Raw genomic sequence first — 23321 nt, 5'->3', positions numbered from 1 at the left:
GGAGACCATCAACTACCGCACCTTCAAGCCCGAGCGCGACGGCCTGTTCTGCGCCCGCATCTTCGGGCCGATCAAGGATTACGAGTGCTTGTGCGGCAAGTACAAGCGCATGAAGTACAAGGGCATCATCTGCGAGAAGTGCTCGGTCGAGGTCACGCTGTCGCGCGTCCGGCGCGAGCGCATGGGCCATATCGAGCTCGCAGCCCCGGTCGCCCACATCTGGTTCCTGAAGTCGCTGCCCTCGCGCATCGGCCTCCTGCTCGACATGACGCTGAAGGATCTCGAGCGGATCCTCTATTTCGAATACTACGTCGTTCTCGAGCCGGGCCTCACCGCGCTCAAGGACCGTCAGCTGCTGTCTGAAGACGAGTATCTGAAGGCGCAGGACGAGTACGGCCAGGACTCGTTCACCGCCATGATCGGCGCCGAGGCGATCCGCGAGCTGCTCAAGGGCATGGACCTCGAGAAGCTCGAAGCCTCGCTTCGTGTCGAGATGCAGGAGACCGACTCCGACATCAAGCACAAGAAGCTCGCCAAGCGCCTGAAGATCGTGGAAGCGTTCCGCCACTCCGGCAACAAGCCGGAATGGATGATCATGACCGTGGTCCCGGTGATCCCGCCGGACCTGCGTCCGCTGGTGCCGCTCGACGGCGGCCGCTTCGCGACCTCGGACCTGAACGATCTCTACCGCCGCGTCATCAACCGCAACAACCGCTTGAAGCGGCTGATGGAGCTGCGCGCACCTGACATCATCATCCGCAACGAGAAGCGCATGCTTCAGGAAGCGGTGGATGCGCTGTTCGACAACGGCCGCCGCGGCCGCGTCATCACCGGTGCCAACAAGCGCCCGCTGAAGTCGCTCGCCGACATGCTCAAGGGCAAGCAGGGTCGCTTCCGTCAGAACCTGCTCGGCAAGCGCGTCGACTATTCGGGCCGTTCGGTGATCGTGGTCGGTCCCGAGCTGCGCCTGCATCAGTGCGGCCTGCCGAAGAAGATGGCGCTCGAGCTGTTCAAGCCGTTCATCTACTCGCGGCTCGACGCCAAGGGCCTGTCCACCACCGTGAAGCAGGCCAAGAAGCTGGTCGAGAAGGAGCGGCCCGAGGTCTGGGACATCCTGGACGAGGTGATCCGCGAGCATCCGGTGCTGCTGAACCGCGCGCCGACGCTGCATCGCCTCGGCATCCAGGCGTTCGAGCCCGTGCTGATCGAAGGCAAGGCGATCCAGCTCCACCCGCTGGTCTGCTCGGCGTTCAACGCCGACTTCGACGGCGACCAGATGGCCGTGCATGTTCCGCTGTCGCTCGAAGCGCAGCTGGAAGCGCGCGTGCTGATGATGTCGACCAACAACATCCTGCATCCGGCGAACGGCCAGCCGATCATCGTGCCGTCGCAGGACATCGTGCTCGGTCTCTACTACGTCTCGATCATGCGCGAAGGCCTGCCCGGCGAGGGCAAGGTGTTCGGCGACATGGCCGAGCTCGAGCACGCCCTGCACGCGAAGGTCATCCACCTCCACACCAAGATCAAGTATCGGTGGGAAGGCATGGACGAGACCGGCAAGATCTCCAAGCGCTGGATCGAGACCACCGCCGGCCGCGTCATGCTCGGCAACCTGCTGCCGAAGAACCCGCGCGTCACCTACGAGATCATCAACAAGCTGATGACCAAGCGCGAGATCTCGGGCGTCATCGACCAAGTCTACCGCCACTGCGGTCAGAAGGAGACGGTGATCTTCTGCGACCGCATCATGGCGCTCGGCTTCTACAACGCGTTCAAGGCCGGCATCTCGTTCGGCAAGGACGACATGGTCGTGCCGCACGGCAAGTGGAAGATCGTCGACACCACCCGTACGCTGGCGAAGGATTTCGAGCAGCAGTACAATGACGGTCTGATCACCCATGGCGAGAAGTACAACAAGGTCGTCGACGCCTGGTCGAAGGCCACGGAAGAAATCGCCAAGGCGATGATGAAGGAGATCTCCGCCACCAAGAAGACGGCGAGCGGAGCCGATGCCGACATCAACTCGATCTACATGATGGCTCACTCCGGTGCCCGCGGTTCGCCGGCCCAGATGCGCCAGCTCGCCGGCATGCGCGGCCTGATGGCCAAGCCGTCGGGTGAGATCATCGAGACGCCGATCATCTCGAACTTCAAGGAAGGCCTCTCGGTTCTCGAGTACTTCAACTCGACCCACGGCGCCCGTAAGGGCCTCGCGGACACCGCGTTGAAGACCGCGAACTCGGGCTACCTGACCCGTCGTCTCGTCGACGTCGCGCAGGACTGCATCATCACGCAGAGCGACTGCGGCACCAAGCTCGGCATCAAGATGCGCGCCATCGTCGATGCCGGCACCGTGGTCGCCTCGCTCGGCTCGCGCATCCTCGGCCGTACGGCTTGCGAGGACATTCGCGACAGCTCCGGCAAGGTGATCATCAAGCGCGATACGCTGATGGAAGAGAGCCATCTGGAAGCCATCCAGCAGGGTGGTGTCCAGGAGGTGAAGATCCGCTCGGCGCTGACCTGCGAACTCGTCAACGGCATCTGCGGCAAGTGCTACGGCCGTGACCTCGCCCGCGGCACGCCGGTCAACCACGGCGAAGCGGTCGGCGTCATCGCGGCGCAGTCGATCGGCGAGCCGGGCACCCAGCTCACGATGCGCACCTTCCACATCGGTGGTGCGGCGCAGCTCAACGAGCAGTCCTTCGTCGAAGCCAATTTCGACGGCAAGATCGTGATCAGGAACAAGTCGATCGCTCGCAACAGCGAAGGCCATTTGATCGCGATGGTGCGCAACATGGTGGTGGCGATCGTCGATGCCGATGGCACCGAGCGCGCGACGCATCGTGTCCAGTACGGCTCGCGCCTGCACGTCGACGAAGGCGACATGGTCAAGCGCGGCCAGCGCGTCGTCGAGTGGGATCCCTACACCCGTCCGCTCCTCACCGAGGTCGAAGGTACCATCGGCTTCGAGGATCTGGTCGAGGGGCAGTCGATCTCGGAAACGCTCGACGAAGCCACCGGTATCGCCAAGCGCGTGGTCATCGACTGGCGCTCGACCCGCGGCGGCTCGGACCTGCGTCCGGCCATCGTGATCAAGGGCAAGGACGGCAAGGTGCTCAAGCTCGCCCGTGGCGGCGATGCCCGCTACATGCTGTCGGTCGACGCCATTCTCTCGGTCGACGTCGGTGCCAAGGTCAATCCGGGCGACATCCTCGCCCGTGTCTCGACCGAAAGCGCCAAGACGCGTGACATCACCGGCGGTCTGCCGCGGGTGGCGGAACTGTTCGAGGCACGGCGTCCGAAGGATGCGGCGATCATCGCCGAAATCGCGGGCACCATCCGGTTCGGACGCGACTACAAGAACAAGCGTCGCATCTCGATCGAGCCGATGGACAAGACCGACGAGCCGCGCGAGTACCTGATCCCGAAGGGCAAGCACATCCACCTTCAGGACGGCGACGTCGTCGAAAAGGGCGACTTCATCGTGGAAGGCAACCCGGCGCCGCACGACATCCTTGCGGTCAAGGGCATCGAGGAGCTCGCGGCCTACCTGGTCAACGAAATCCAGGAGGTCTACCGGCTCCAGGGCGTGCTCATCAACGACAAGCACATCGAGGTGATTGTCCGTCAGATGCTCCAGAAGGTGGAAGTCACCGACCAGGGCGATACGGACATGATCTCCGGCGAGCAGGTCGACAAGATCGAGTTCGACGCGCTGAACGAGAAGGCCAAGGAAGAGGGCAAGAAGGTCGCCACGGGTACGCCGGTTCTGCTCGGCATCACCAAGGCGAGCCTCCAGACCCGTTCGTTCTTCTCGGCGGCCTCGTTCCAGGAGACCACCCGCGTCCTCACGGAAGCGGCGGTCAACGGCAAGATCGATCCGCTCGAAGGCCTCAAGGAGAACGTCATCGTCGGCCGGCTGATCCCGGCAGGCACCGGCGCCTCCATGGCCAAGATCCGCGAAGTCGCAATGAAGCGCGACAAGCTGATCCTGGACGAGCGAGAAAAGCAGGCGGCGGTCGTGTCGCCCGCGCCGGAAGCGGAGCTTCCTGCGCTGCCGCCCGCGGAATGATCGTTCATCCGTAGGAATACCGAGGACAATGAAAAGGCCGGCGCAAGCCGGCCTTTTTGCTGCTTTCTTTCCTTGCTGCGATGCGGGATCAACCTTTGTTCATCTTTCCTTCAGGCGCAAAAGCGCTTCTGCTAGGGGAGTTTAGGCCGGTGGATCCCGTGACGGGGGCAGGGCCGGAGACCACGGAACTCACATGCTTGATCTGGCAATCGTAGGCGGCGGCCCGGGCGGGCTGATGAGCGCCTGGTATCTGAAGCGCAAGCTTGGCGACCTCTGCCGCGTCACCATCTACGAGGCCTCCGACCGGCTCGGCGGCAAGATCGTCACGCGCAAGTTCGATTCCGCGCCCGCGATGTACGAAGCGGGCGTTGCCGAGATCTACGACTACTCGATGACCGGCCCGGATCCGCTGCGCGAACTGATCCAGCATTTCGGGCTGCAGACCATTCCGATGGATGCCGAGCAGGTGCATCTCGGCGGCGAGCTGCTCAACGATGTCCCCGGCATGCGCCGCAGATACGGCGCCAAGACCGCCGCTGCGATCGAGGCCTTCCGCAAGCGCTGCGCCGAGATGATGTCGCCGATCGAATATTACGAGGGTGTCGGCGCGCACGACAATGAGAATCCCTGGGCCTACAAGACCGCCGAGCAGGTGCTCGACGAGGAGGTCGAGGACGAGACCGCCAAGCGCTTCTTCAAGGTGATGGCGCGTTCCGACATCGCGACCGAGAGCCACAACACCAACGGCCTCAACGCGCTCAAGAACTATCTGATGGATGTCGACGGCTATATCGGCCTCTACTCCATCCAGAACGGCAACGAGCAGCTGATCGAGTGCCTGCAGTCGGAGGTCAACGCCGACATCCAGCTCAACCACCGCGTCCTGACCGTGGGCAAGGCGCCGACCGGCCGCTACCAGCTCAAGATGATGAACGGCAAGGGACCGGAGACCCGCGACTTCGATCTCGTGCTGGTCTGCCTGCCGCATTCCTGGCTCGCCACCGTGGGGTGGGAAGGCGAGCAGCTGCGCAAGTCGATGGTCAAGCACGTCGCCTATTTCGACCGTCCCGCGCATTACCTGCGTGTCTCGATCCTGTTCGACGCGGCGTTCTGGGGCGAGAAGATTCCCGGCGCCTGGTTCATGTCGGAAGCCTTCGGCGGCTGCTGCGTCTACAACGAGGGCGCGCGCCACGACGTCGGCAAGCACGGCGTGCTGAACTGGCTGATCCCCGGTTCCGATGCGCTCGCGTTCGCCAATCTGTCGGACCAGGAGCTGATCGACGCCGCGCTGAAATCGCTGCCGGCTTCGCTTGGTGACGCTCGCGCACATTTCATGGAAGGCAAGATCCACCGCTGGCTGTCGTCGGTGAACGCGATTCCCGGCGGTCTGCCGGTGCGCGACGTCATGACCAATCACCGGCCCGAGCCGAAGGAGCATCCCGGCATCGTGGTGGTCGGCGACTATCTGTTCGACTCGACGCTGAACGGCCTGCTCGACTCCTCGGATGCCGCCACCGACATCATCCTGACCGAGATGATGCGCCTGCGCCGCGAACGCGCGCAGCAGGAGCAAGGCAAGCCGCTCTCCGACAAGATCGATCGCGATTATTTCGAGAACTATCGTGGCCTCGGTCCCTATCACGAGGCCTGGCGTCACTTCAGCGATCCCGATTACCTCACCAAGCTGCTCGGCATCGTCTGGGGCAAGACGAAGGGCGCCAGGCTGCTGGTCGCGGGCTCGGCCAGCGGCGAGCTGGTGGGCGCGCTGCGCGAGCGCGGCATCGATGCCTACGGCATCGAGAACAACCGCGCCATCCACGCCAGGACGCCGAAGGCGCTGAAGAAGTACAACAAGCTCGGCTCGATCACCGACATGCCGTTCAAGGACGGCAGCTTCGATTTCGTATTCGAGACCAGCCTCTGCCACGTTTCCCCGAAGCAGGTGGTTCGTGCGATCCGCGAGCTCAACCGCGTGGTCAAGACCGGCCTCGTGTTCGGCTCCATCACCTCGGACATGGCTTCGGCGGTCATCGACCGCTATGACCTCTTGCGCGGCGTCAAGAAGCTCGGCACCTGGTGGGAATGGTCCGAGCTGTTCTTCGGTAACGGTTTCGACCTGTCGATGCATCGCAAGGATTGCACCGATGCGCTCTGGGAGGCGACGCTCGCCGCCAACAAGGGGCCGGGGCAGTGGTACGCCGACGCGGATTCCTTGCGCTATTCCTTCTTCGACAAGGTCGAGGAGGACGACGAGGACTAGCCACGGAACGTGCGTCGAATTCGCCAATTGTTTTGCCGAATTCATCCTGATCGCATAGAATCAGCGCAATAGCGGTTGCCGCTATGTCCTGCTTTCTCTGCGGTCATGCCGGCCGTCAGCATCGGTTGGTTTCATGGCATCCAAGCCTCTCTCGCCCGACGACAAGTCTCTCTCGTCCGACAAACAGAAGCGCGCCGCGGACAAGGCGGCCGAGCTCGACGACAAGCTCGCGGCGGCCGCCAAGCCGGACCTCGAGGACGAGGAGGACGACGAGGACGAAGACGAGGCGGATGACGAGCTGGAGCTCGACGACGATGATGAGGACGAGGATCTCGTCGTCTTCACCGCCCGCGAAGCCGCCGGCGCGCTCGCGACCATCGTCGGCTTCGTCAAGCCGTTCGTCTCGAACTACAAGCGGATGCTGTCATTCGTGGCGTTCGGCGTCTTCGTCGAGACGCTGTTCAACGTCATCATGCCGCTCAGCCTCAAGTTCCTGATCGACGATGCGCTCGGCGAGGAGGATTTCCAGGCGCTGTACAAGATCCTCGGCGTGCTTGCCGTCGCCGGAATCTTCACCTCCATCGTCGCCGTCTGGTACGAGCGCTGGGACGCGCGGCTGGCGGCGTGCATCATCTCCGACGTCCGCAAGCGGCTGTTCGAGCACGTTCAGGACCTGCCCGCGGCCTATTTCGGCCGCACCAAGCGCGGCGAGATCCTGTCGCGCTTCTCGGTCGACCTCTCTGCCTTCGAAGGCTCGGTGAAGACCTTCGCCAACAGTGCTGCGCTGCCGTTTCTGGAATTGATCGCCGGCATCATCCTGATGGTATTTTTGAACTGGCAGCTCGCGGTGGTCGCGCTGCTGGTGTTCCCGATCACGCTGATCGGCCCGCGGATTCTGACGCCCAAGGCGGTGCAGGCCAATTACGAGCAGAAGCTCAACGAGAGCGCGCTGCTCGGCATGGTGCAGGAGAACGTCGCGGCGCAGGCCGTGATCAAGGCGTTCAGCCTGCAGCGCAAGATGTTCGGCTTCTTCACGTTCCGCAACGACGCGACGCGCGACAAGATCGCCTCGGCCGCATTCCTGTCGACCATGGTGGAGCGCACCGTCACCATCTCGGTGCTGATGCTGCACCTCGTGGTGCTCGCGATCGGCGCGTATCTGGCGACCAAGGGCCAGATCACCATCGGCACCTTCGTCACCTTCGAGAGCGCGTTCTGGGAGGTCTCCTACAACATCGCCCATGTGATGCATTTCATCCCGGTGTCGATCTCCTCGGCCGCCGCGATCCGCCACATCCAGGAGCTGCTGGACGAGCCGACCCGCGGTGCCGACCGCCCGGGCGCTCCCGATCTGCCGCGCATCACCAACGACATCACCTTCGATCACGTCACCTTCCAGTACGAGGGCAGCCAGACGCCGGTGCTGGACAATCTCAGCCTCAAGCTCAACGCGGGCAAGCGCATCGCGATCGTCGGCCCGAGCGGCTCCGGCAAGAGCACGCTGCTGAACCTGATCCTGCGGCTCTACGTGCCCGACGAGGGCCGCGTCACCATCGACGGCGTCGACGTCCGCAAGGTGACGCTGGATTCGCTGCGCCGGAGCATGGCGGCGGTGTTCCAGGAGAACATGCTGTTCAACATGTCGATCCGCGAGAACATCCGGCTCGGCAAGGAGGGCGCGACCGACGAGGAGGTGGAGGAGGCGGCCAGGAAGGCCGAGATCCACCGCTACATCATGAGCCTGCCGCAGCGCTACGACACGCCGGTCGGCGAGCGCGGCGACACCCTGTCGGGCGGCCAGCGCCAGCGCATCGCGATCGCGCGCGCGATCATCCGCAATCCTTCCGTGCTGCTGCTGGACGAGGCCACCTCGGCGCTGGACCAGACCACGGAAGCTGCGATCAACCGCACCCTGCTCAAGGTCGCCAAGGGCCGCACCATGATCTGGTCGACCCACCGCCTGACCTCGGTGGTCGAGATGGACGAGATCATCGTGATTTCCGGGGGCAGGGCGATCGAACGCGGCTCGCATGCCCAGCTGCTCGCGAAGAACGGGACCTATCGCAAGCTTTGGAACGACCAGATCCACCAGCCGCATGGCGCGGCGGCTCTCGCCGATGACGGCAGGGATGAGGACGACGAAGACGACCTCGAGGACGAGGACGACGACGAGGAGTGAGTCGCGCTGATTCTGCGAATCCCGTCATCGGCCTCGCGTGGTCGGCGCGTCAGTGCTTGGATTCCAGGACTTGGGCCGGATAGCTCTCATGCGGATTGGCCGGGGCCGGGCAGGGCAGTGTCGGTCGGGTCGGATGGCCCCGCCAGCCGTCGTGGTGAAATCCCCGTCGCCAATTTCGGTCGAAGTGAGAGATTAATGCGCCTTAACGAATTGAGGGCATAAAAAGGCCCCCTGAAGCCTTATAAAATTTCTTTTCATCCGGATATAAATTGCCGGCGCGCTCGCGAAATGCAGGCTGCGCGCCCATATGACGGTGGTGCGGGGAGGGTGGCAAACAGCTATTTTGACAGGCTCCTGAAGCGCTTCGTGACTGTCGTTTCGCCTTGACTTGAGCGATTCTCACTTATAGAAAGCGCCTCACTTAACGACAGGCGGTGAGCATCGCCAGCGTCGGAACGGGCCACCCGTTAGACCTCCAAAGACTAGAGCCGCAAGGACTAGATCCACGAGGGTCGCTCAGACGGGCACCAACCTCGACGAATGCCGCTCAAACGCTGTCGATCATAGCTAGGCAATGCCAGTGCGATTCTAGTTCTCTTGAGCCCATTCTCTTGAGATCGAATTCGGATGCATGACCTCAGTGCGCGGGCCGCGGCTTTATGCTGACCGGCCTTAATACTGCGGTCCTCTGTGGCGTCGAAGCGCTTTCCGCCCGTTGATGGGGCGGTTGGCGCAATTTCGCTTTGTGCGGATTGTTCCGCGGAAGGCGGCCTCGTCGGGCAGGTAGCTCGAAAGAATTTGCAGTCCCGGCAACGGGCTGCGGCAAGACAGCGGATCCGAAGGGGTTCGCGACAGAACAAAGGGTAAGGCCAGGATGCCGACGATCAACCAGCTGATCGCTCAACCGCGTGAAGTGCAGAAGTCGCGCAAGAAGGTGCCGGCGCTGCAGCAGTCGCCGCAGAAGCGTGGTGTTTGCACCCGCGTCTACACCACGACCCCGAAGAAGCCGAACTCGGCGCTTCGTAAGGTCGCCAAGGTGCGCCTGACCAACGGCTTCGAGGTGATCGGCTACATCCCGGGTGAAGGCCATAACCTCCAGGAGCACTCGGTGGTCATGATCCGCGGCGGCCGCGTCAAGGACTTGCCCGGCGTGCGCTACCACATCCTCCGCGGCGTTCTGGATACCCAGGGCGTCAAAAACCGTAAGCAGCGTCGTTCGAAGTACGGCGCGAAGCGTCCGAAGTAAACGGGAACCAGCTCCATGTCTCGTCGCCACTCAGCGGAAAAGCGCGAAGTTCTTCCCGATCCGAAGTTCGGGAACATCATCGTCACGAAGTTCATGAACTCGGTGATGTACGCCGGCAAGAAGTCGGTCGCGGAAGGCATCGTCTACGGTGCGTTCGGCATCATCGAATCCAAGACCAAGCAGAACCCGCTCGGCGTGTTCGAGCAGGCGCTCGAGAACGTCATGCCGACGATCGAAGTTCGCTCCCGTCGCGTCGGCGGCGCCACCTACCAGGTGCCGGTCGAAGTCCGTTCGACCCGCCGTCAGGCGCTGGGCATCCGCTGGCTGATCTCGGCCGCGCGCGAGCGCAACGAGAAGACCATGACCGAGCGCCTCTCGGCCGAACTGCTGGACGCCTCGAACAACCGTGGCAACGCCGTCAAGAAGCGGGAAGACGTGCACCGGATGGCGGAAGCCAACCGTGCCTTCTCGCACTATCGCTGGTAACGGCGAAACACGGAATCTAAGGAACATCCAATGCCCCGCGTTCATGCCATAGAGAATTACCGCAACTTCGGTATCATGGCGCATATTGATGCCGGCAAGACCACGACGACCGAGCGCATCCTCTATTACACCGGCAAGAGCCACAAGATCGGCGAAGTGCACGAAGGTGCCGCGACGATGGACTGGATGGAGCAGGAGCAGGAGCGTGGCATCACGATCACCTCGGCTGCCACGACCGCCTTCTGGGCCGGCAAGCGCCTGAACATCATCGACACTCCCGGCCACGTCGACTTCACCATCGAGGTCGAGCGTTCGCTGCGCGTGCTCGACGGCGCCGTCTGCGTGCTCGACTCCAACCAGGGCGTTGAGCCCCAGACCGAGACCGTCTGGCGCCAGGGCGACAAGTACAAGGTTCCGCGCATCGTCTTCGCCAACAAGATGGACAAGACCGGCGCCGACTTCTTCAAGTGCCTGTCGGACATCGTCGACCGCCTCGGCGCCAAGCCGATCGCGATCCAGCTGCCGATCGGTGCCGAGAACAACTTCAAGGGTCTCGTCGACCTCGTGAAGATGCAGGGCATCATCTGGAACGATGAATCGCTCGGCGCGAAGTTCGACTATGTCGACATCCCGGAAGATCTGGTCGAGCAGGCCAAGGAATATCGCGAGAAGATGGTGGAAGCCGCCGTCGAGCTCGACGACGACGCCATGGCCGCCTATCTCGACGGCAAGGAGCCGGACGAAGAGACCCTGAAGCGCCTGATCCGCAAGGCGGTGCTGACCGGTGCGTTCTATCCCGTGCTGTGCGGTTCGGCCTTCAAGAACAAGGGCGTGCAGCCGCTGCTCGACGCCGTCGTCGACTATCTGCCGTCGCCGATCGACGTGCCCGCGATCAAGGGCACCGACGATCGTGGCGAAGAGGTCGTGCGCAAGGCGGACGACAAGGAGCCGCTGGCTCTGCTCGCGTTCAAGATCATGGACGACCCGTTCGTCGGCACCATCACCTTCTGCCGCATCTACTCTGGCGTTCTCCAGAGTGGCACCGGCGTCGTGAACTCGACCCGCGAGAAGAAGGAGCGTATCGGGCGCATGCTGCTGATGCATGCGAACAACCGCGAGGACATCAAGGAAGCCTATGCCGGCGACATCGTCGCGCTGGCCGGCCTGAAGGAAGCGCGCACCGGTGACACGCTGTGCGATCCCGACAAGCAGGTGATCCTGGAGAAGATGGAATTCCCCGAGCCGGTCATCGAGATCGCGATCGAGCCGAAGTCCAAGGCCGACCAGGAGAAGCTGGGCGTGGCGCTGGCCAAGCTCGCCGCGGAGGATCCGTCCTTCCGCGTGTCGACCGACCAGGAGTCCGGCCAGACCATCCTCAAGGGCATGGGCGAACTCCATCTCGACATCAAGGTCGACATCCTCAAGCGTACCTACAAGGTCGACGCCAACATCGGCGCGCCGCAGGTTGCGTTCCGTGAGCGCGTCACCAAGAAGGCCGAGGTCAAGTACACCCACAAGAAGCAGACCGGTGGTACCGGTCAGTTCGCGGAAGTGTCGATCGTGGTCGAGCCGAACGAGCCCGGCAAGGGTTACGAGTTCGAGTCCAAGATCGTCGGTGGTGCGGTTCCGAAGGAATACATCCCCGGCGTCGAAAAGGGCCTCAACAGCGTGATGAGCTCTGGCGTGGTTGCGGGCTTCCCCGTGGTCGACGTCAAGGTTCAGCTCGTCGACGGCAAGTATCATGACGTCGACTCGTCGGCGCTCGCCTTCGAAATCGCATCGCGCGCGGCGTTCCGCGAAGCGCTGCAGAAGGGCAAGTCCGTCCTGCTCGAGCCGATCATGAAGGTCGAGGTCGTGACCCCGGAAGACTACACCGGTTCGGTCATCGGCGACCTGAACTCGCGGCGCGGTCAGATCCAGGGTCAGGACATGCGCGGCAACGCCAACGTCATCAACGCGATGGTGCCGCTCATGAACATGTTTGGTTACGTGAATAACCTGCGCTCGATGAGCCAGGGTCGCGCGACCTTCACCATGCAGTTCGACCACTACGCAGAAGCGCCGGCCAACGTGTCGGCAGAAGTCCAGAAGAAGTTTGCCTGATTGTCGTCGGTTGAAAACTGACGATTGAACGGAGAGTCAAATGGCCAAAGCAAAGTTTGAACGTACCAAGCCGCACTGCAACATCGGCACCATCGGTCACGTCGACCATGGCAAGACGTCGCTGACCGCGGCGATCACCAAGATCCTCGCCGAAGCCGGCGGTGCGACGTTCACCGCGTACGACCAGATCGACAAGGCGCCGGAAGAGAAGGCGCGCGGCATCACCATCTCGACCGCGCACGTCGAGTACGAGACGCCGAACCGCCACTACGCCCACGTCGACTGCCCTGGCCACGCCGACTACGTCAAGAACATGATCACCGGCGCCGCCCAGATGGACGGTGCGATCCTGGTCGTGTCGGCCGCTGACGGCCCGATGCCGCAGACCCGCGAGCACATCCTGCTCGCCCGCCAGGTCGGCGTGCCCGCGCTCGTCGTGTTCCTCAACAAGTGCGACATGGTCGACGATCCGGAGCTGCTCGAGCTCGTCGAGCTCGAAGTTCGCGAGCTGCTCTCGAAGTATGACTTCCCGGGCGACAAGATCCCGATCATCAAGGGTTCGGCGCTCGCCGCCCTCGAAGATTCCGACAAGAAGCTCGGCCACGACGCCATCCTCGAGCTGATGAAGAACGTCGACGAGTACATCCCGCAGCCGGAGCGTCCGATCGACCAGCCGTTCCTGATGCCGGTTGAAGACGTGTTCTCGATCTCGGGCCGCGGCACCGTCGTGACCGGCCGTGTCGAGCGCGGCATCGTCAAGGTCGGCGAGGAAATCGAGATCGTCGGTCTGCGCGCCACCCAGAAGACGACCGTCACCGGCGTCGAAATGTTCCGCAAGCTGCTCGATCAGGGCCAGGCCGGCGACAACATCGGTGCGCTGCTCCGCGGCACCAAGCGTGAAGACGTCGAGCGCGGCCAGGTGCTGTGCAAGCCGGGTTCGGTCAAGCCGCACACCAAGTTCAAGGCTGAGGCTTACATCCTCACCAAGGAAGAGGGCGGTCGCCACACCCCGTTCTTCACCAACTACCGTCCGCAGTTCTACTTCCGCACCACCGACGTGACCGGTGTCGTGCACCTGCCGGAAGGCACCGAGATGGTGATGCCGGGCGACAACATCGCGATGGAAGTGCACCTGATTGTGCCGATCGCGATGGAAGAGAAGCTCCGCTTCGCGATCCGCGAAGGTGGCCGCACCGTCGGCGCCGGCGTCGTCGCCTCGATCATCGAGTAATTACGAGAATAGGGACGGCGAGTAGCGAATGGTGACATTCGCTATTCGCTATTCGCCACCCACTGAAGAGAGACCACGGCAATGAACGGCCAAAACATTCGTATCCGTCTCAAGGCGTTCGACCATCGTATCCTCGATACGTCGACCCGCGAGATCGTGAACACGGCGAAGCGCACCGGCGCGCAGGTCCGCGGACCCATTCCGCTGCCTACCCGCATCGAGAAGTTCACCGTCAACCGTTCGCCCCACGTCGACAAGAAGAGCCGCGAGCAGTTCGAGATGCGCACTCACAAGCGCCTGCTCGACATCGTCGATCCGACCCCGCAGACCGTCGATGCTTTGATGAAGCTCGACCTGGCCGCCGGTGTCGACGTCGAGATCAAGCTCTAAGATTTTGGATCCCGTTCGCGTAAGCGGACAGAAAGAACAGGAAGCAAGCCGATGCGCTCCGGAGTGATCGCACAAAAGGTCGGGATGACGCGGGTCTTCACGGAGGCCGGCGAACATATACCCGTGACCGTGCTGAAGCTCGGCAATTGCCAGGTCGTAGGCCACCGCACCGAAGAGAAGAACGGTTACGTCGCGCTCCAGCTCGGTTCTGGTGCCCGCAAGACCGTTTACATGCCCAAGGCTGAGCGCGGCCAGTTCGCGGTCGCCAAGGTCGAGCCGAAGCGCCGGGTCGAGGAATTCCGCGTCACCGCGGATGCCATGATCCCCGTCGGCGCCGAGATCCAGGCCGACCACTTCGTCGTCGGCCAGTTCGTCGACGTCACCGGCACCTCGGTCGGTAAGGGCTTCGCCGGCGGCATGAAGCGCTGGAACTTCGGCGGTCTGCGCGCCACGCACGGTGTGTCGATCTCGCACCGTTCGATCGGTTCGACCGGTGGTCGTCAGGACCCCGGCAAGACCTGGAAGAACAAGAAGATGCCCGGCCACATGGGTGTCGATCGCATCACCACGCTCAATCTGCGCGTCGTTCAGCTGGACGTCGAGCGCGGCCTGATCCTCGTCGAAGGCGCCGTTCCCGGCTCCAAGGGCGGCTGGATCCGCGTGCGTGACGCCGTCAAGAAGCCGCTGCCGAAGGAAGCTCCGAAGCCCGGCAAGTTCAAGGTTGCTGGCGACGAAGCCGCTCCGGCTGCGCAGGAGGCGTGAGATGGAATTGAAGGTCACCACCCTCGAAGGTAAGGAAGCCGGCTCCGTCCAGCTCTCCGACGCCATTTTCGGTCTCGAGCCGCGCCAGGATATCATTGCACGTTGCGTGCAGTGGCAGCTCAACAAGCGTCAGGCCGGCACCCACAAGGCCAAGGGCCGCGCCGAGATCTGGCGCACCGGCAAGAAGATGTACAAGCAGAAGGGCACCGGCGGTGCTCGTCACGGCTCGGCCCGCGTGCCGCAGTTCCGTGGCGGTGGCCGTGCCTTCGGCCCGGTGGTGCGTTCGCATGCCACCGATCTGCCGAAGAAGGTCCGCGCGCTCGCTCTCAAGCACGCTCTCTCGGCCAAGGCCAAGGACGGCGATCTGCTCGTGATCGACAAGGCGGCTCTGGAAGCCGCCAAGACCAAGGCGCTGCTCGGCCATTTCTCGGGTCTGGGCTTGACCAACGCGCTGATCATCGACGGCGCCGAGCTCAACAACGGCTTTGCCGCCGCGGCCCGCAACATCCCGAACATGGACGTGCTGCCGATCCAGGGCATCAACGTCTATGACATCCTGCGCCGTCAGAAGCTCGTTCTGACCAAGGCCGCCATCGATGCGCTGGAGGCGCGCTTCAAATGAGCAAGAACATCGAGCCTCGCCACTACGACGTGATCCTGTCGCCGGTCGTGACCGAAAAGGCCACGATCGCCTCGGAGCACAACAAGGTGCTGTTCAAGGTGGCCGCGAAGGCGACCAAGCCGCAGATCAAGGAAGCGATCGAGAAGCTGTTCGACGTCAAGGTCAAGAGCGTCAACACGCTGGTCCGCAAGGGCAAGACCAAGGTCTTCCGCGGCAATCTCGGTTCGCAGTCGAACTCCAAGCGCGCGATCGTGACTCTCGAAGAGGGTCACCGGATCGACGTGACCACCGGTCTGTAAGGTCGTACGACGATGGCACTGAAGACATTCAACCCCACGACGCCGGGCCAGCGCCAGCTGGTCATGGTCGATCGTTCGGCCCTGTACAAGGGCAAGCCGGTCAAGGCGCTCACCGAAGGCAAGAAGTCCTCGGGCGGCCGCAACAACACCGGTCGCATCACCGTGCGTTTCCGCGGCGGCGGTCACAAGCAGACCCTGCGCACCGTGGACTTCAAGCGCGAGAAGATCGACGTCCCCGCGACCGTCGAGCGTCTCGAGTATGATCCGAACCGCACCGGCTTCATCGCCCTGATCAAGTATCAGGACGGTGAGCAGGCCTACATCCTGGCGCCGCAGCGCCTGGCGGTGGGTGACACCATCATTGCCGGCAACTACGTCGACGTGAAGCCGGGCAACGTCATGCCGCTCGGCAACATGCCGGTCGGCACGATCATCCACAACATCGAGGTCAAGATCGGGAAGGGCGGCCAGCTTGCCCGTTCCGCCGGCACCTACGCCCAGCTCGTCGGCCGCGACCAGGACTACGTCATCATCCGCCTGAACTCGGGCGAGCAGCGCCTGGTGCACGGCCGTTGCCGTGGCACGATCGGCGCGGTGTCGAACCCGGATCACATGAACACCTCGATCGGCAAGGCCGGTCGCAAACGTTGGATGGGCCGTCGCCCGCACAACCGCGGTGTCGCGATGAACCCGATCGACCATCCGCACGGCGGTGGTGAAGGTCGTACCTCGGGCGGCCGTCACCCGGTCACCCCGTGGGGCAAGCCGACCAAGGGCAAGAAGACCCGCACCAACAAGTCGACAAACAAATTCATTCTCCTAAGCCGCCACAAGCGGAAGAAGTAAGGAACGACGGACATGGTTCGTTCAGTCTGGAAAGGCCCGTTCGTCGAGGGTTCTCTGCTCAAGAAGGCAGATGCCGCGCGCGCGTCCGGCCGTCACGACGTCATCAAGATCTGGAGCCGTCGCTCGACGATCCTGCCGCAATTCGTCGGCCTGACCTTCGGCGTGTACAACGGTCAGAAGCACGTGCCGGTGGCCGTCAACGAGGAAATGGTGGGTCACAAGTTCGGTGAGTTCTCGCCGACCCGGACCTTCCATGGCCACTCCGGCGACAAGAAAGCCAAGAAGGCTTGAGGATTAAACGATGAGCAAACCCAAGCGCGAACGGAGCCTCGCCGAGAACGAGGCCAAGGCGGTCGCCCGCATGCTGCGGGTGAGCCCGCAGAAGCTCAACCTGGTCGCCCAGCTCATTCGCGGCCGGAAGGCTGCTGCTGCGCTCGCCGACCTGCAGTTTTCGCGCAAGCGGATCGCGGTCGACGTGAAGAAGTGCCTGGAATCGGCTATCGCCAACGCCGAGAACAATCACGACCTCGACGTGGACGATCTCGTCGTGGCGCAGGCCTTCGTCGGCAACGGCCTCGTGATGAAGCGCTTCGCCGCTCGCGGCCGCGGCCGCTCGGGCCGTGTCTACAAACCATTTTCGCAGCTGACGATCATCGTTCGTCAGGTCGAAGCTGAAGCCGCCGCTTAAGGGCGCAGGAGAACACGATGGGTCAAAAGATCAATCCGATCGGTCTGCGCCTCGGCATCAACCGTACCTGGGATTCCCGCTGGTTCGCCGGCAAGCAGGAATACGGCAAGCTGCTGCACGAGGACGTCAAGATCCGCGAGATCCTGCACAAGGAGCTCAAGCAGGCCGCCGTCGCCCGCATCGTGATCGAGCGTCCGCACAAGAAGTGCCGCGTCACCATCCACTCGGCTCGTCCGGGCGTTGTGATCGGCAAGAAGGGCGCCGACATCGACAAGCTTCGCAAGAAGGTCGCGGACATCACCTCGTCCGACGTCGTCATCAACATCGTCGAAATCCGCAAGCCGGAGCTCGATGCGACGCTGGTGGCCGAATCGATCGCGCAGCAGCTCGAGCGCCGCGTGGCGTTCCGCCGTGCCATGAAGCGCGCCGTGCAGTCGGCGATGCGTCTCGGCGCGGAAGGCATCCGCATCAACTGCTCGGGTCGTCTGGGCGGCGCGGAAATCGCGCGCATGGAGTGGTATCGCGAAGGTCGCGTGCCGCTGCACACGCTGCGCGCCGACATCGACTACGGCGTTGCGACCGCGTTCACGACCTTCGGCACCTGCGGCGTCAAGGTCTGGATCTTCAAGGGCGAGATCCTCGAGCACGATCCGATGGCCCAGGACAAGAGAATGGCCGAAGGCGAGACCAGCGGCGGTGGTGATCGCGGTGGCCGTGGGCGCCGTGACAACGCTGCGGCCTGATCCGCACTGAGAAGTTGAGGGCTTAAAGCCATGATGCAACCTAAGAAAACGAAGTTCCGGAAGGCGCATAAGGGCCGTATCCACGGCGTTGCGTCGTCGGGCGCGACGTTGGCGTTCGGCCAGTTCGGCCTGAAGGCGACCGAGCCGGAGCGCGTCACCGCGCGCCAGATCGAAGCCGCTCGCCGCGCGCTGACCCGCCACATGAAGCGCGCCGGCCGCGTCTGGATCCGCGTGTTCCCCGACGTTCCGGTGTCGAAGAAGCCGGCCGAAGTCCGCATGGGCTCCGGCAAGGGTTCGCCGGAATTGTGGGTCGCCCGCGTCAAGCCGGGCCGGGTGCTGTTCGAGATCGACGGCGTCAACACCCAGACGGCGCGTGAGGCGCTGACCCTGGCGGCCGCCAAGCTGCCGATCAAGACGCGCTTCGTCGAGCGCATTGCGGAGTAATGGCCATGGCCCAGATGAAGATCGAAGACATCCGCGCGATGAGCCCCGACCAGCAGGATGACGCCATCCTGAACCTGAAGAAGGAGCGCTTCAACCTGCGCTTCCAGCGCGCCACCGGGCAGCTCGAGAACACCTCGCGCCTGCGCGAGGCCCGCCGTGACATCGCCCGGATCAAGACCGTCGCCGCGCAGACGCGCGCCAAGAAGAAGTAAGAGGCTTACGAAGATGCCGAAACGTACTTTGCAGGGCGTGGTCGTCAGCGACAAGCAGGCCAAGACCATCGTGGTGCGCGTCGACCGCCGCTTCACGCACCCGATCTACAAGAAGACGATCCGCCGTTCGAAGAACTACCACGCGCACGACGAGAGCAACCAGTTCAAGCCGGGCGACATGGTGTGGATCGAGGAATCGAAGCCGATTTCGAAGTTGAAGCGCTGGGTCGTGATCCGGGGCGAACACAAGAAAAGCGCCTGATCTGTTGGCTTTAGCCGACTGACTTCAGGGAAATGTTGAGCGCCGGCTGGGCTGGCGCAAAGAGAAAGAGGACGAGGTGCATCAATGATTCAGATGCAGACCAACCTCGACGTGGCCGACAATTCTGGCGCACGCCGTGTCATGTGTATCAAGGTGCTCGGGGGCTCCAAGCGCCGCTACGCCACGATCGGCGACATCATCGTCGTCTCGATCAAGGAAGCAATTCCGCGTGGCAAGGTGAAGAAGGGCGACGTGATGAAGGCCGTCGTGGTGCGCGTCCGCAAGGACATCCGCCGCGCCGACGGTTCGGTCATCCGCTTCGACCGCAACGCCGCCGTTCTGATCAACAATCAGTCCGAGCCGGTCGGCACCCGTATCTTCGGGCCCGTGCCGCGCGAGCTGCGTGCCAAGAACCACATGAAGATCATCTCGCTCGCGCCGGAGGTGCTGTGATGGCTGCGAAGATCCGCAAGGGCGACAAGGTCGTCGTGCTGACCGGTCGCGACAAGGGCCGCACCGGCGAAGTGTTCGAAGTGCGTCCCGACGCCGGCACGGCGCTCGTGCGCGGCATCAACATGGTCAAGCGTCACCAGAAGCAGACGCAGGCCCAGGAGGGCGGCATCATCTCGAAGGAGTCGCCGATCCAACTGTCCAACATCGCGTATGTCGGCAAGGACGGAAAGCCGACCCGCGTCGGATTCAAGATTCTGGCGGACGGCAAGAAGGTCCGCATCGCCAAGAGTTCGGGAGCTGAGATCGATGGCTGAGGCCGCTTACACCCCGCGCCTGCGCGCGGAATATGACGCGAAGATCCGCACGGCCATGACCGAGAAGTTCGGTTATGAGAACGTGATGCAGGTTCCTCGCCTGGACAAGGTCGTGCTGAACATGGGCGTTGGCGACAGCGTCAACGACCGCAAGAAGGCCGAGAACGCCGCTGCCGAGCTGACCCAGATCGCCGGCCAGAAGGCGATCGTGACCTACTCGCGTATCGCGATCGCGACCTTCAAGCTGCGTGAGAACCAGCCGATCGGCTGCAAGGTCACGCTGCGCAAGGCCCGCATGTACGAGTTCATCGATCGCCTGGTGACGGTCGCGCTGCCGCGCGTCCGCGACTTCCGCGGCCTGAACCCGAAGAGCTTTGACGGCCGCGGCAACTACTCGCTCGGCATCAAGGAGCACATCATTTTCCCTGAGATCGACTTCGACAAGGTCACGGAAGCCCGCGGTATGGACATCACCGTCTGCACCACGGCCAAGACCGACGAAGAGGCGAGGGCCTTGTTGACCGCTTTCAATTTCCCGTTCCGGCAGTGAGACGCTGACCTAAAGCCTCTCAAACGCGGATACCCAGGAGCCAAGCATGGCAAAGAAGAGTTCAGTCGAGAAGAACAACCGGCGCAAGCGGATGGTGAAGAACGCCGCCGCCAAGCGCGAGCGGTTGAAGGCGATCATCGCCGACAAGAAGCTGCCGATGGAAGAGCGTTTCGCGGCAACGTTGAAGCTGGCTGAAATGCCGCGCAACTCGTCGGCGACCCGCATCCGTCTGCGTTGCGAGCTGTCGGGCCGCCCGCGCTCGAACTATCGCAAGAACAAGCTGTCCCGTATCGCGCTGCGCGAACTTGGCTCCAAGGGCATGGTCCCGGGCCTCGTGAAGTCGAGCTGGTAAGGAGGGTCGTTTAGATGTCTACGCACGATCCAATCAGCGATCTGATCACCCGTATCCGTAACGCGCAGATGCGCTCCAAGACCAAGGTCTCCACGCCTGGCTCGAAGATGCGCGAGAACGTGCTCGAGGTCCTCAAGACCGAAGGCTACATCCGCGGTTACGCCACGCTCGAGCATTCCTCGGGCCGCAGTGAGATCGAGATCGAGCTGAAATATTTCGACGGCGAGCCCGTCATCCGCGAGATCGAACGTGTTTCCAAGCCCGGGCGCCGTGTCTACGCCTCGGTAAAGAACCTGCCGCGGGTCAACAACGGGCTCGGCATTTCGGTGTTGTCGACGCCGAAGGGGATCATGGCCGACCACAGCGCGCGCGACGCGAATGTGGGCGGTGAAGTCCTCTTCACGGTGTTCTGAGAAGGATTTTTGATCCATGTCACGTGTTGGCAAAAGGCCTGTGGCGGTTCCGTCGGGTGTGACCGCGACCGTCGATGGGCAGACCGTCAAGATGAAGGGTCCCAAGGGCCAGCTTCAGTTCGTCGTCCATGACGACGTCGAGGTGAAGCTCGAGGGCGGCCAGATCAAGGTCGCGCCGCGCGCCGAGACCAATCGGGCTCGCGCGCTCTATGGTACTGCTCGCGCCCAGGTCGCGAATCTGGTCGAAGGCGTCACCAAGGGCTTCGAGAAGAAGCTCGAGATCACCGGCGTCGGCTACCGCGCCGCGATGCAGGGCAAGAACCTGCAGCTCGCGCTCGGCTACAGCCACGACGTGGTCTACGCGATCCCGGAAGGGATCACGATCACCGTGCCGAAGCCGACCGAGATCACGGTGGCGGGCAGCGACATCCAGCGCGTCGGCCAGGTCGCCGCTGAGATCCGCAGCTATCGCCCGCCGGAGCCCTACAAGGGCAAGGGCGTGAAGTATGTTGGCGAATTCATCTTCCGCAAGGAAGGCAAGAAGAAGTAACGGAGCCGGTCATGTCCAAAGCCAAGGTTACGAATGCCCGGCGCAAGCGGAGTGTGCGGCTGAAGCTGCGCCGCTCCGGTGGTGGTCGTCCGCGTCTGTCGGTGTTCCGCTCGTCCAAGCACATCTACGCCCAGGTCATCGACGACCTGAAGGGCGAGACGCTGGCCTCTGCCTCCTCGCTCGAGAAGTCGATGCGCGACGGCGGCAAGACCGGCGCCGACATCGATGCGGCGAAGGCGGTCGGCAAGCTGCTGGCCGAGCGCGCCGCCGAGAAGGGCGTCAAGGAAGTCGTGTTCGATCGCGGCAGCTACCTCTATCACGGGCGCGTCAAGGCTCTCGCCGACGCAGCGCGTGAGAGCGGGCTGAGCTTCTAACGGAATTTGAGGATTGAGGCGCAAGCCTCTGAAGGATTGGAAAAATGGCAGAACGCGAACAACGTGGTGGACGCGATCAACGCGGCGGCGGCGGACGTGAACGCAGGGAGCGCGAGGAGCGCGACAGCGAGTTCGTCGACAAGCTCGTCCACATCAACCGCGTGGCCAAGGTCGTCAAGGGCGGCAAGCGCTTCGGTTTCGCAGCGCTGGTCGTGATCGGTGACCAGAAGGGCCGCGCCGGCTTCGGTCACGGCAAGGCTCGCGAAGTCCCCGAGGCGATCCGCAAGGCCACCGAGTCCGCCAAGCGCAACCTGACCCGCGTCTCGCTGCGCGAGGGCCGCACGCTCCATCACGACATCGCCGGCCGTCACGGCGCGGGCCGTGTCTACCTGCGTGCAGCTCCCGCCGGTACCGGCATCATCGCCGGCGGCCCGATGCGCGCCGTGTTCGAGACGCTCGGCGTCCAGGACGTGGTCGCCAAGTCGATCGGCTCGTCGAACCCCTACAACATGGTTCGCGCAACCTTCGACGCGCTGAAGCATCAGGATTCGCCGCGTTCGGTCGCAGCCCGCCGCAACATCAAGGTGTCCACTCTGCAGTCGCGCCGTATCGGCGGTGATGCCGAGGCGGCTGCCGACTAACGGAAGCTTTCGGAGTAGACTCCCATGGCCAAGGCCGCAAAGACGATCAAGCTCGAGCAGATCGGCAGCGCAATCCGCCGCCATCATTCGCAGCGCTCGACGCTGATCGGGCTCAAGCTCAACAAGATCGGTCGCGTCAGCGAACTGCAGGACACCCCTGCGGTCCGCGGCATGATCCTGAAGGTTCACCATCTCGTCCGCATCGTCGACGAGAAGTAAGAAGCGGCGTGCGATCCCGAACCCGGGCTATCGGTTTTCGGTGAAGATCGTGCGCAAGACACAAGGAGAAGGGCGATGAAGCTCAGCGATATCGCCGACAACGCCGGCTCGCGCAAAAAGCGTATGCGCGTCGGCCGCGGCATCGGTTCGGGCAAGGGCAAGCAGTCCGGCCGCGGCGGCAAGGGCCAGACCGCACGTTCGGGCGTGCGCATCAAGGGCTTCGAAGGCGGTCAGATGCCGATGCATCGCCGTCTGCCCAAGCGCGGCTTCAACAACATCTTCCGGGTCGAGTTCGCCGAGATCAATCTCGACCGGCTCCAGGAAGCGGTCGATGCCAAGAAGATCGACGCCGGCAGCGTCGTGAACGTCGAGGCCCTGGTGAAGGGCGGCGTGCTGCGCCGCGCCAAGGCCGGCGTGCGGCTGCTCGGCCGCGGCGAGCTCAAGTCCAAGCTCAACATCGAAGTGCACGGCGCCACCAAGACCGCAATCGCCGCGGTCGAGAAGGCCGGCGGTTCGGTGAAGATCCTCGCCCCTGCCAAGGAAGAAGGCGAGGCGGCGTAACAACTGCGTCATCGGCCCGCGGCTCGCGGGCCTTTACGCATGCGGGACG

At 63.3% G+C, this 23321-nt stretch carries 28 protein-coding genes; all 28 read left to right on the top strand.

Annotated features, from left to right (window positions below; translation table 11 throughout):
* The coding region (rpoC, locus tag Q0743_RS08890) for a DNA-directed RNA polymerase subunit beta' (RefSeq protein WP_298241161.1) at positions 1-4072 on the top strand (4072 nt) is incomplete at its 5' end.
* A 193-nt stretch (positions 4073-4265) separates the two neighbouring features.
* Complete coding sequence (locus Q0743_RS08885) at positions 4266-6332, top strand: FAD-dependent oxidoreductase (RefSeq protein WP_298241160.1); 2067 nt, start codon at positions 4266-4268, stop codon at positions 6330-6332.
* 133 nt (positions 6333-6465) lie between these two features.
* Entirely contained in the window at positions 6466-8511 is a 2046-nt protein-coding gene (locus Q0743_RS08880) for an ABC transporter ATP-binding protein (RefSeq protein ID WP_298241159.1), read from the top strand.
* A gap of 874 nt (positions 8512-9385) precedes the next feature.
* Positions 9386-9757 (top strand): 30S ribosomal protein S12, encoded by a 372-nt coding sequence (rpsL, locus tag Q0743_RS08875; protein ID WP_007603006.1) that lies wholly within the window; start codon positions 9386-9388, stop codon positions 9755-9757.
* A 15-nt stretch (positions 9758-9772) separates the two neighbouring features.
* A complete protein-coding gene (gene rpsG / locus Q0743_RS08870) occupies positions 9773-10243 on the top strand; it encodes a 30S ribosomal protein S7 (protein WP_008136420.1) in 471 nt (156 codons plus the stop codon).
* Positions 10244-10273: 30 nt separating this feature from the next.
* Entirely contained in the window at positions 10274-12346 is a 2073-nt protein-coding gene (gene fusA, locus Q0743_RS08865) for an elongation factor G (RefSeq protein WP_298241158.1), read from the top strand.
* Between the two features lie 40 nt (positions 12347-12386).
* On the top strand, positions 12387-13577 hold the full coding sequence (tuf, locus tag Q0743_RS08860; protein ID WP_128926343.1) for an elongation factor Tu: 1191 nt from the start codon (positions 12387-12389) through the stop codon (positions 13575-13577).
* A gap of 81 nt (positions 13578-13658) precedes the next feature.
* Positions 13659-13967 carry a 30S ribosomal protein S10 gene (rpsJ, locus tag Q0743_RS08855; RefSeq protein ID WP_002712302.1) on the top strand — a complete coding sequence of 103 codons (309 nt, stop codon included), beginning with the start codon at positions 13659-13661 and terminating at the stop codon, positions 13965-13967.
* A gap of 51 nt (positions 13968-14018) precedes the next feature.
* Positions 14019-14729, top strand: coding sequence for a 50S ribosomal protein L3 (gene rplC, locus Q0743_RS08850; RefSeq protein ID WP_298241157.1), 711 nt, complete (start codon positions 14019-14021; stop codon positions 14727-14729).
* 1 nt (position 14730) lies between these two features.
* Entirely contained in the window at positions 14731-15351 is a 621-nt protein-coding gene (gene rplD, locus Q0743_RS08845) for a 50S ribosomal protein L4 (RefSeq protein WP_011088150.1), read from the top strand.
* Positions 15348-15650 carry a 50S ribosomal protein L23 gene (locus tag Q0743_RS08840; protein WP_027564406.1) on the top strand — a complete coding sequence of 101 codons (303 nt, stop codon included), beginning with the start codon at positions 15348-15350 and terminating at the stop codon, positions 15648-15650. Before rplD ends, Q0743_RS08840 begins: the two co-directional genes overlap by 4 nt.
* A 12-nt stretch (positions 15651-15662) precedes the next feature.
* The gene (gene rplB, locus Q0743_RS08835; protein ID WP_024342450.1) at positions 15663-16496 is read left to right on the top strand and encodes a 50S ribosomal protein L2; all 834 of its coding nucleotides are present in this window, start codon (positions 15663-15665) and stop codon (positions 16494-16496) included.
* A 12-nt stretch (positions 16497-16508) separates the two neighbouring features.
* Positions 16509-16787: a 30S ribosomal protein S19 gene (rpsS, locus tag Q0743_RS08830; protein ID WP_008136357.1), complete on the top strand. Its 279-nt coding sequence runs from the start codon at positions 16509-16511 to the stop codon at positions 16785-16787.
* 10 nt (positions 16788-16797) lie between these two features.
* Complete coding sequence (gene rplV, locus Q0743_RS08825; protein ID WP_008136353.1) at positions 16798-17184, top strand: 50S ribosomal protein L22; 387 nt, start codon at positions 16798-16800, stop codon at positions 17182-17184.
* Between the two features lie 17 nt (positions 17185-17201).
* Positions 17202-17927 (top strand): 30S ribosomal protein S3, encoded by a 726-nt coding sequence (gene rpsC / locus Q0743_RS08820; RefSeq protein WP_129268065.1) that lies wholly within the window; start codon positions 17202-17204, stop codon positions 17925-17927.
* 30 nt (positions 17928-17957) lie between these two features.
* Positions 17958-18371 (top strand): 50S ribosomal protein L16, encoded by a 414-nt coding sequence (rplP, locus tag Q0743_RS08815; protein ID WP_008136349.1) that lies wholly within the window; start codon positions 17958-17960, stop codon positions 18369-18371.
* A gap of 5 nt (positions 18372-18376) precedes the next feature.
* Positions 18377-18583: a 50S ribosomal protein L29 gene (gene rpmC, locus Q0743_RS08810; RefSeq protein ID WP_011088144.1), complete on the top strand. Its 207-nt coding sequence runs from the start codon at positions 18377-18379 to the stop codon at positions 18581-18583.
* A gap of 13 nt (positions 18584-18596) precedes the next feature.
* Complete coding sequence (gene rpsQ / locus Q0743_RS08805) at positions 18597-18845, top strand: 30S ribosomal protein S17 (RefSeq protein WP_097658742.1); 249 nt, start codon at positions 18597-18599, stop codon at positions 18843-18845.
* An 84-nt stretch (positions 18846-18929) separates the two neighbouring features.
* The gene (rplN, locus tag Q0743_RS08800; RefSeq protein ID WP_007603030.1) at positions 18930-19298 is read left to right on the top strand and encodes a 50S ribosomal protein L14; all 369 of its coding nucleotides are present in this window, start codon (positions 18930-18932) and stop codon (positions 19296-19298) included.
* Entirely contained in the window at positions 19298-19612 is a 315-nt protein-coding gene (gene rplX, locus Q0743_RS08795; protein ID WP_007603031.1) for a 50S ribosomal protein L24, read from the top strand. The genes rplN and rplX overlap by 1 nt, the downstream gene beginning before the upstream one ends.
* Positions 19605-20162 (top strand): 50S ribosomal protein L5, encoded by a 558-nt coding sequence (gene rplE, locus Q0743_RS08790; protein WP_298241156.1) that lies wholly within the window; start codon positions 19605-19607, stop codon positions 20160-20162. The genes rplX and rplE overlap by 8 nt, the downstream gene beginning before the upstream one ends.
* A gap of 46 nt (positions 20163-20208) precedes the next feature.
* Entirely contained in the window at positions 20209-20514 is a 306-nt protein-coding gene (rpsN, locus tag Q0743_RS08785; RefSeq protein WP_018322268.1) for a 30S ribosomal protein S14, read from the top strand.
* Positions 20515-20528: 14 nt separating this feature from the next.
* Positions 20529-20927, top strand: coding sequence for a 30S ribosomal protein S8 (gene rpsH / locus Q0743_RS08780; protein ID WP_027554158.1), 399 nt, complete (start codon positions 20529-20531; stop codon positions 20925-20927).
* Between the two features lie 16 nt (positions 20928-20943).
* Positions 20944-21477 carry a 50S ribosomal protein L6 gene (gene rplF, locus Q0743_RS08775; protein ID WP_298241155.1) on the top strand — a complete coding sequence of 178 codons (534 nt, stop codon included), beginning with the start codon at positions 20944-20946 and terminating at the stop codon, positions 21475-21477.
* 11 nt (positions 21478-21488) lie between these two features.
* Entirely contained in the window at positions 21489-21851 is a 363-nt protein-coding gene (rplR, locus tag Q0743_RS08770) for a 50S ribosomal protein L18 (RefSeq protein WP_007603036.1), read from the top strand.
* Between the two features lie 44 nt (positions 21852-21895).
* A complete protein-coding gene (gene rpsE / locus Q0743_RS08765; RefSeq protein ID WP_018322271.1) occupies positions 21896-22492 on the top strand; it encodes a 30S ribosomal protein S5 in 597 nt (198 codons plus the stop codon).
* A 24-nt stretch (positions 22493-22516) separates the two neighbouring features.
* Complete coding sequence (gene rpmD, locus Q0743_RS08760) at positions 22517-22711, top strand: 50S ribosomal protein L30 (RefSeq protein WP_097658745.1); 195 nt, start codon at positions 22517-22519, stop codon at positions 22709-22711.
* 75 nt (positions 22712-22786) lie between these two features.
* Positions 22787-23272, top strand: coding sequence for a 50S ribosomal protein L15 (rplO, locus tag Q0743_RS08755; protein WP_014494508.1), 486 nt, complete (start codon positions 22787-22789; stop codon positions 23270-23272).
* Positions 23273-23321: the final 49 nt, after the last annotated feature.

Origin of the sequence: uncultured Bradyrhizobium sp., from assembly GCF_936943645.1 — a bacterium.
GTDB lineage: Bacteria > Pseudomonadota > Alphaproteobacteria > Rhizobiales > Xanthobacteraceae > Bradyrhizobium.
Note: the sequence above shows the minus strand (reverse complement) of the source record. Positions and strands in the feature narration are given on the sequence as shown.

Excerpts from the sequence above, each read along its gene's own strand:
- tuf (WP_128926343.1), top strand. The coding sequence starts at position 12,387 with ATGGCCAAAGCAAAGTTTGAACGTACCAAGCCGCACTGCAACATCGGC.
- rpsH (WP_027554158.1), top strand. The coding sequence starts at position 20,529 with ATGTCTACGCACGATCCAATCAGCGATCTGATCACCCGTATCCGTAAC.
- rplR (WP_007603036.1), top strand. The coding sequence starts at position 21,489 with ATGTCCAAAGCCAAGGTTACGAATGCCCGGCGCAAGCGGAGTGTGCGG.
- rplP (WP_008136349.1), top strand. The coding sequence starts at position 17,958 with ATGATGCAACCTAAGAAAACGAAGTTCCGGAAGGCGCATAAGGGCCGT.
- rplN (WP_007603030.1), top strand. The coding sequence starts at position 18,930 with ATGATTCAGATGCAGACCAACCTCGACGTGGCCGACAATTCTGGCGCA.
- rplO (WP_014494508.1), top strand. The coding sequence starts at position 22,787 with ATGAAGCTCAGCGATATCGCCGACAACGCCGGCTCGCGCAAAAAGCGT.
- fusA (WP_298241158.1), top strand. The coding sequence starts at position 10,274 with ATGCCCCGCGTTCATGCCATAGAGAATTACCGCAACTTCGGTATCATG.
- rpmC (WP_011088144.1), top strand. The coding sequence starts at position 18,377 with ATGGCCCAGATGAAGATCGAAGACATCCGCGCGATGAGCCCCGACCAG.
- rplE (WP_298241156.1), top strand. The coding sequence starts at position 19,605 with ATGGCTGAGGCCGCTTACACCCCGCGCCTGCGCGCGGAATATGACGCG.
- rplV (WP_008136353.1), top strand. The coding sequence starts at position 16,798 with ATGAGCAAACCCAAGCGCGAACGGAGCCTCGCCGAGAACGAGGCCAAG.
- rpsN (WP_018322268.1), top strand. The coding sequence starts at position 20,209 with ATGGCAAAGAAGAGTTCAGTCGAGAAGAACAACCGGCGCAAGCGGATG.
- Q0743_RS08840 (WP_027564406.1), top strand. The coding sequence starts at position 15,348 with ATGAGCAAGAACATCGAGCCTCGCCACTACGACGTGATCCTGTCGCCG.
- Q0743_RS08880 (WP_298241159.1), top strand. The coding sequence starts at position 6,466 with ATGGCATCCAAGCCTCTCTCGCCCGACGACAAGTCTCTCTCGTCCGAC.
- rpmD (WP_097658745.1), top strand. The coding sequence starts at position 22,517 with ATGGCCAAGGCCGCAAAGACGATCAAGCTCGAGCAGATCGGCAGCGCA.
- rpsS (WP_008136357.1), top strand. The coding sequence starts at position 16,509 with ATGGTTCGTTCAGTCTGGAAAGGCCCGTTCGTCGAGGGTTCTCTGCTC.
- rpsE (WP_018322271.1), top strand. The coding sequence starts at position 21,896 with ATGGCAGAACGCGAACAACGTGGTGGACGCGATCAACGCGGCGGCGGC.
- rplX (WP_007603031.1), top strand. The coding sequence starts at position 19,298 with ATGGCTGCGAAGATCCGCAAGGGCGACAAGGTCGTCGTGCTGACCGGT.
- rpsJ (WP_002712302.1), top strand. The coding sequence starts at position 13,659 with ATGAACGGCCAAAACATTCGTATCCGTCTCAAGGCGTTCGACCATCGT.
- rpsG (WP_008136420.1), top strand. The coding sequence starts at position 9,773 with ATGTCTCGTCGCCACTCAGCGGAAAAGCGCGAAGTTCTTCCCGATCCG.
- Q0743_RS08885 (WP_298241160.1), top strand. The coding sequence starts at position 4,266 with ATGCTTGATCTGGCAATCGTAGGCGGCGGCCCGGGCGGGCTGATGAGC.
- rpsQ (WP_097658742.1), top strand. The coding sequence starts at position 18,597 with ATGCCGAAACGTACTTTGCAGGGCGTGGTCGTCAGCGACAAGCAGGCC.
- rplF (WP_298241155.1), top strand. The coding sequence starts at position 20,944 with ATGTCACGTGTTGGCAAAAGGCCTGTGGCGGTTCCGTCGGGTGTGACC.
- rpsL (WP_007603006.1), top strand. The coding sequence starts at position 9,386 with ATGCCGACGATCAACCAGCTGATCGCTCAACCGCGTGAAGTGCAGAAG.
- rplC (WP_298241157.1), top strand. The coding sequence starts at position 14,019 with ATGCGCTCCGGAGTGATCGCACAAAAGGTCGGGATGACGCGGGTCTTC.
- rpsC (WP_129268065.1), top strand. The coding sequence starts at position 17,202 with ATGGGTCAAAAGATCAATCCGATCGGTCTGCGCCTCGGCATCAACCGT.
- rplB (WP_024342450.1), top strand. The coding sequence starts at position 15,663 with ATGGCACTGAAGACATTCAACCCCACGACGCCGGGCCAGCGCCAGCTG.
- rplD (WP_011088150.1), top strand. The coding sequence starts at position 14,731 with ATGGAATTGAAGGTCACCACCCTCGAAGGTAAGGAAGCCGGCTCCGTC.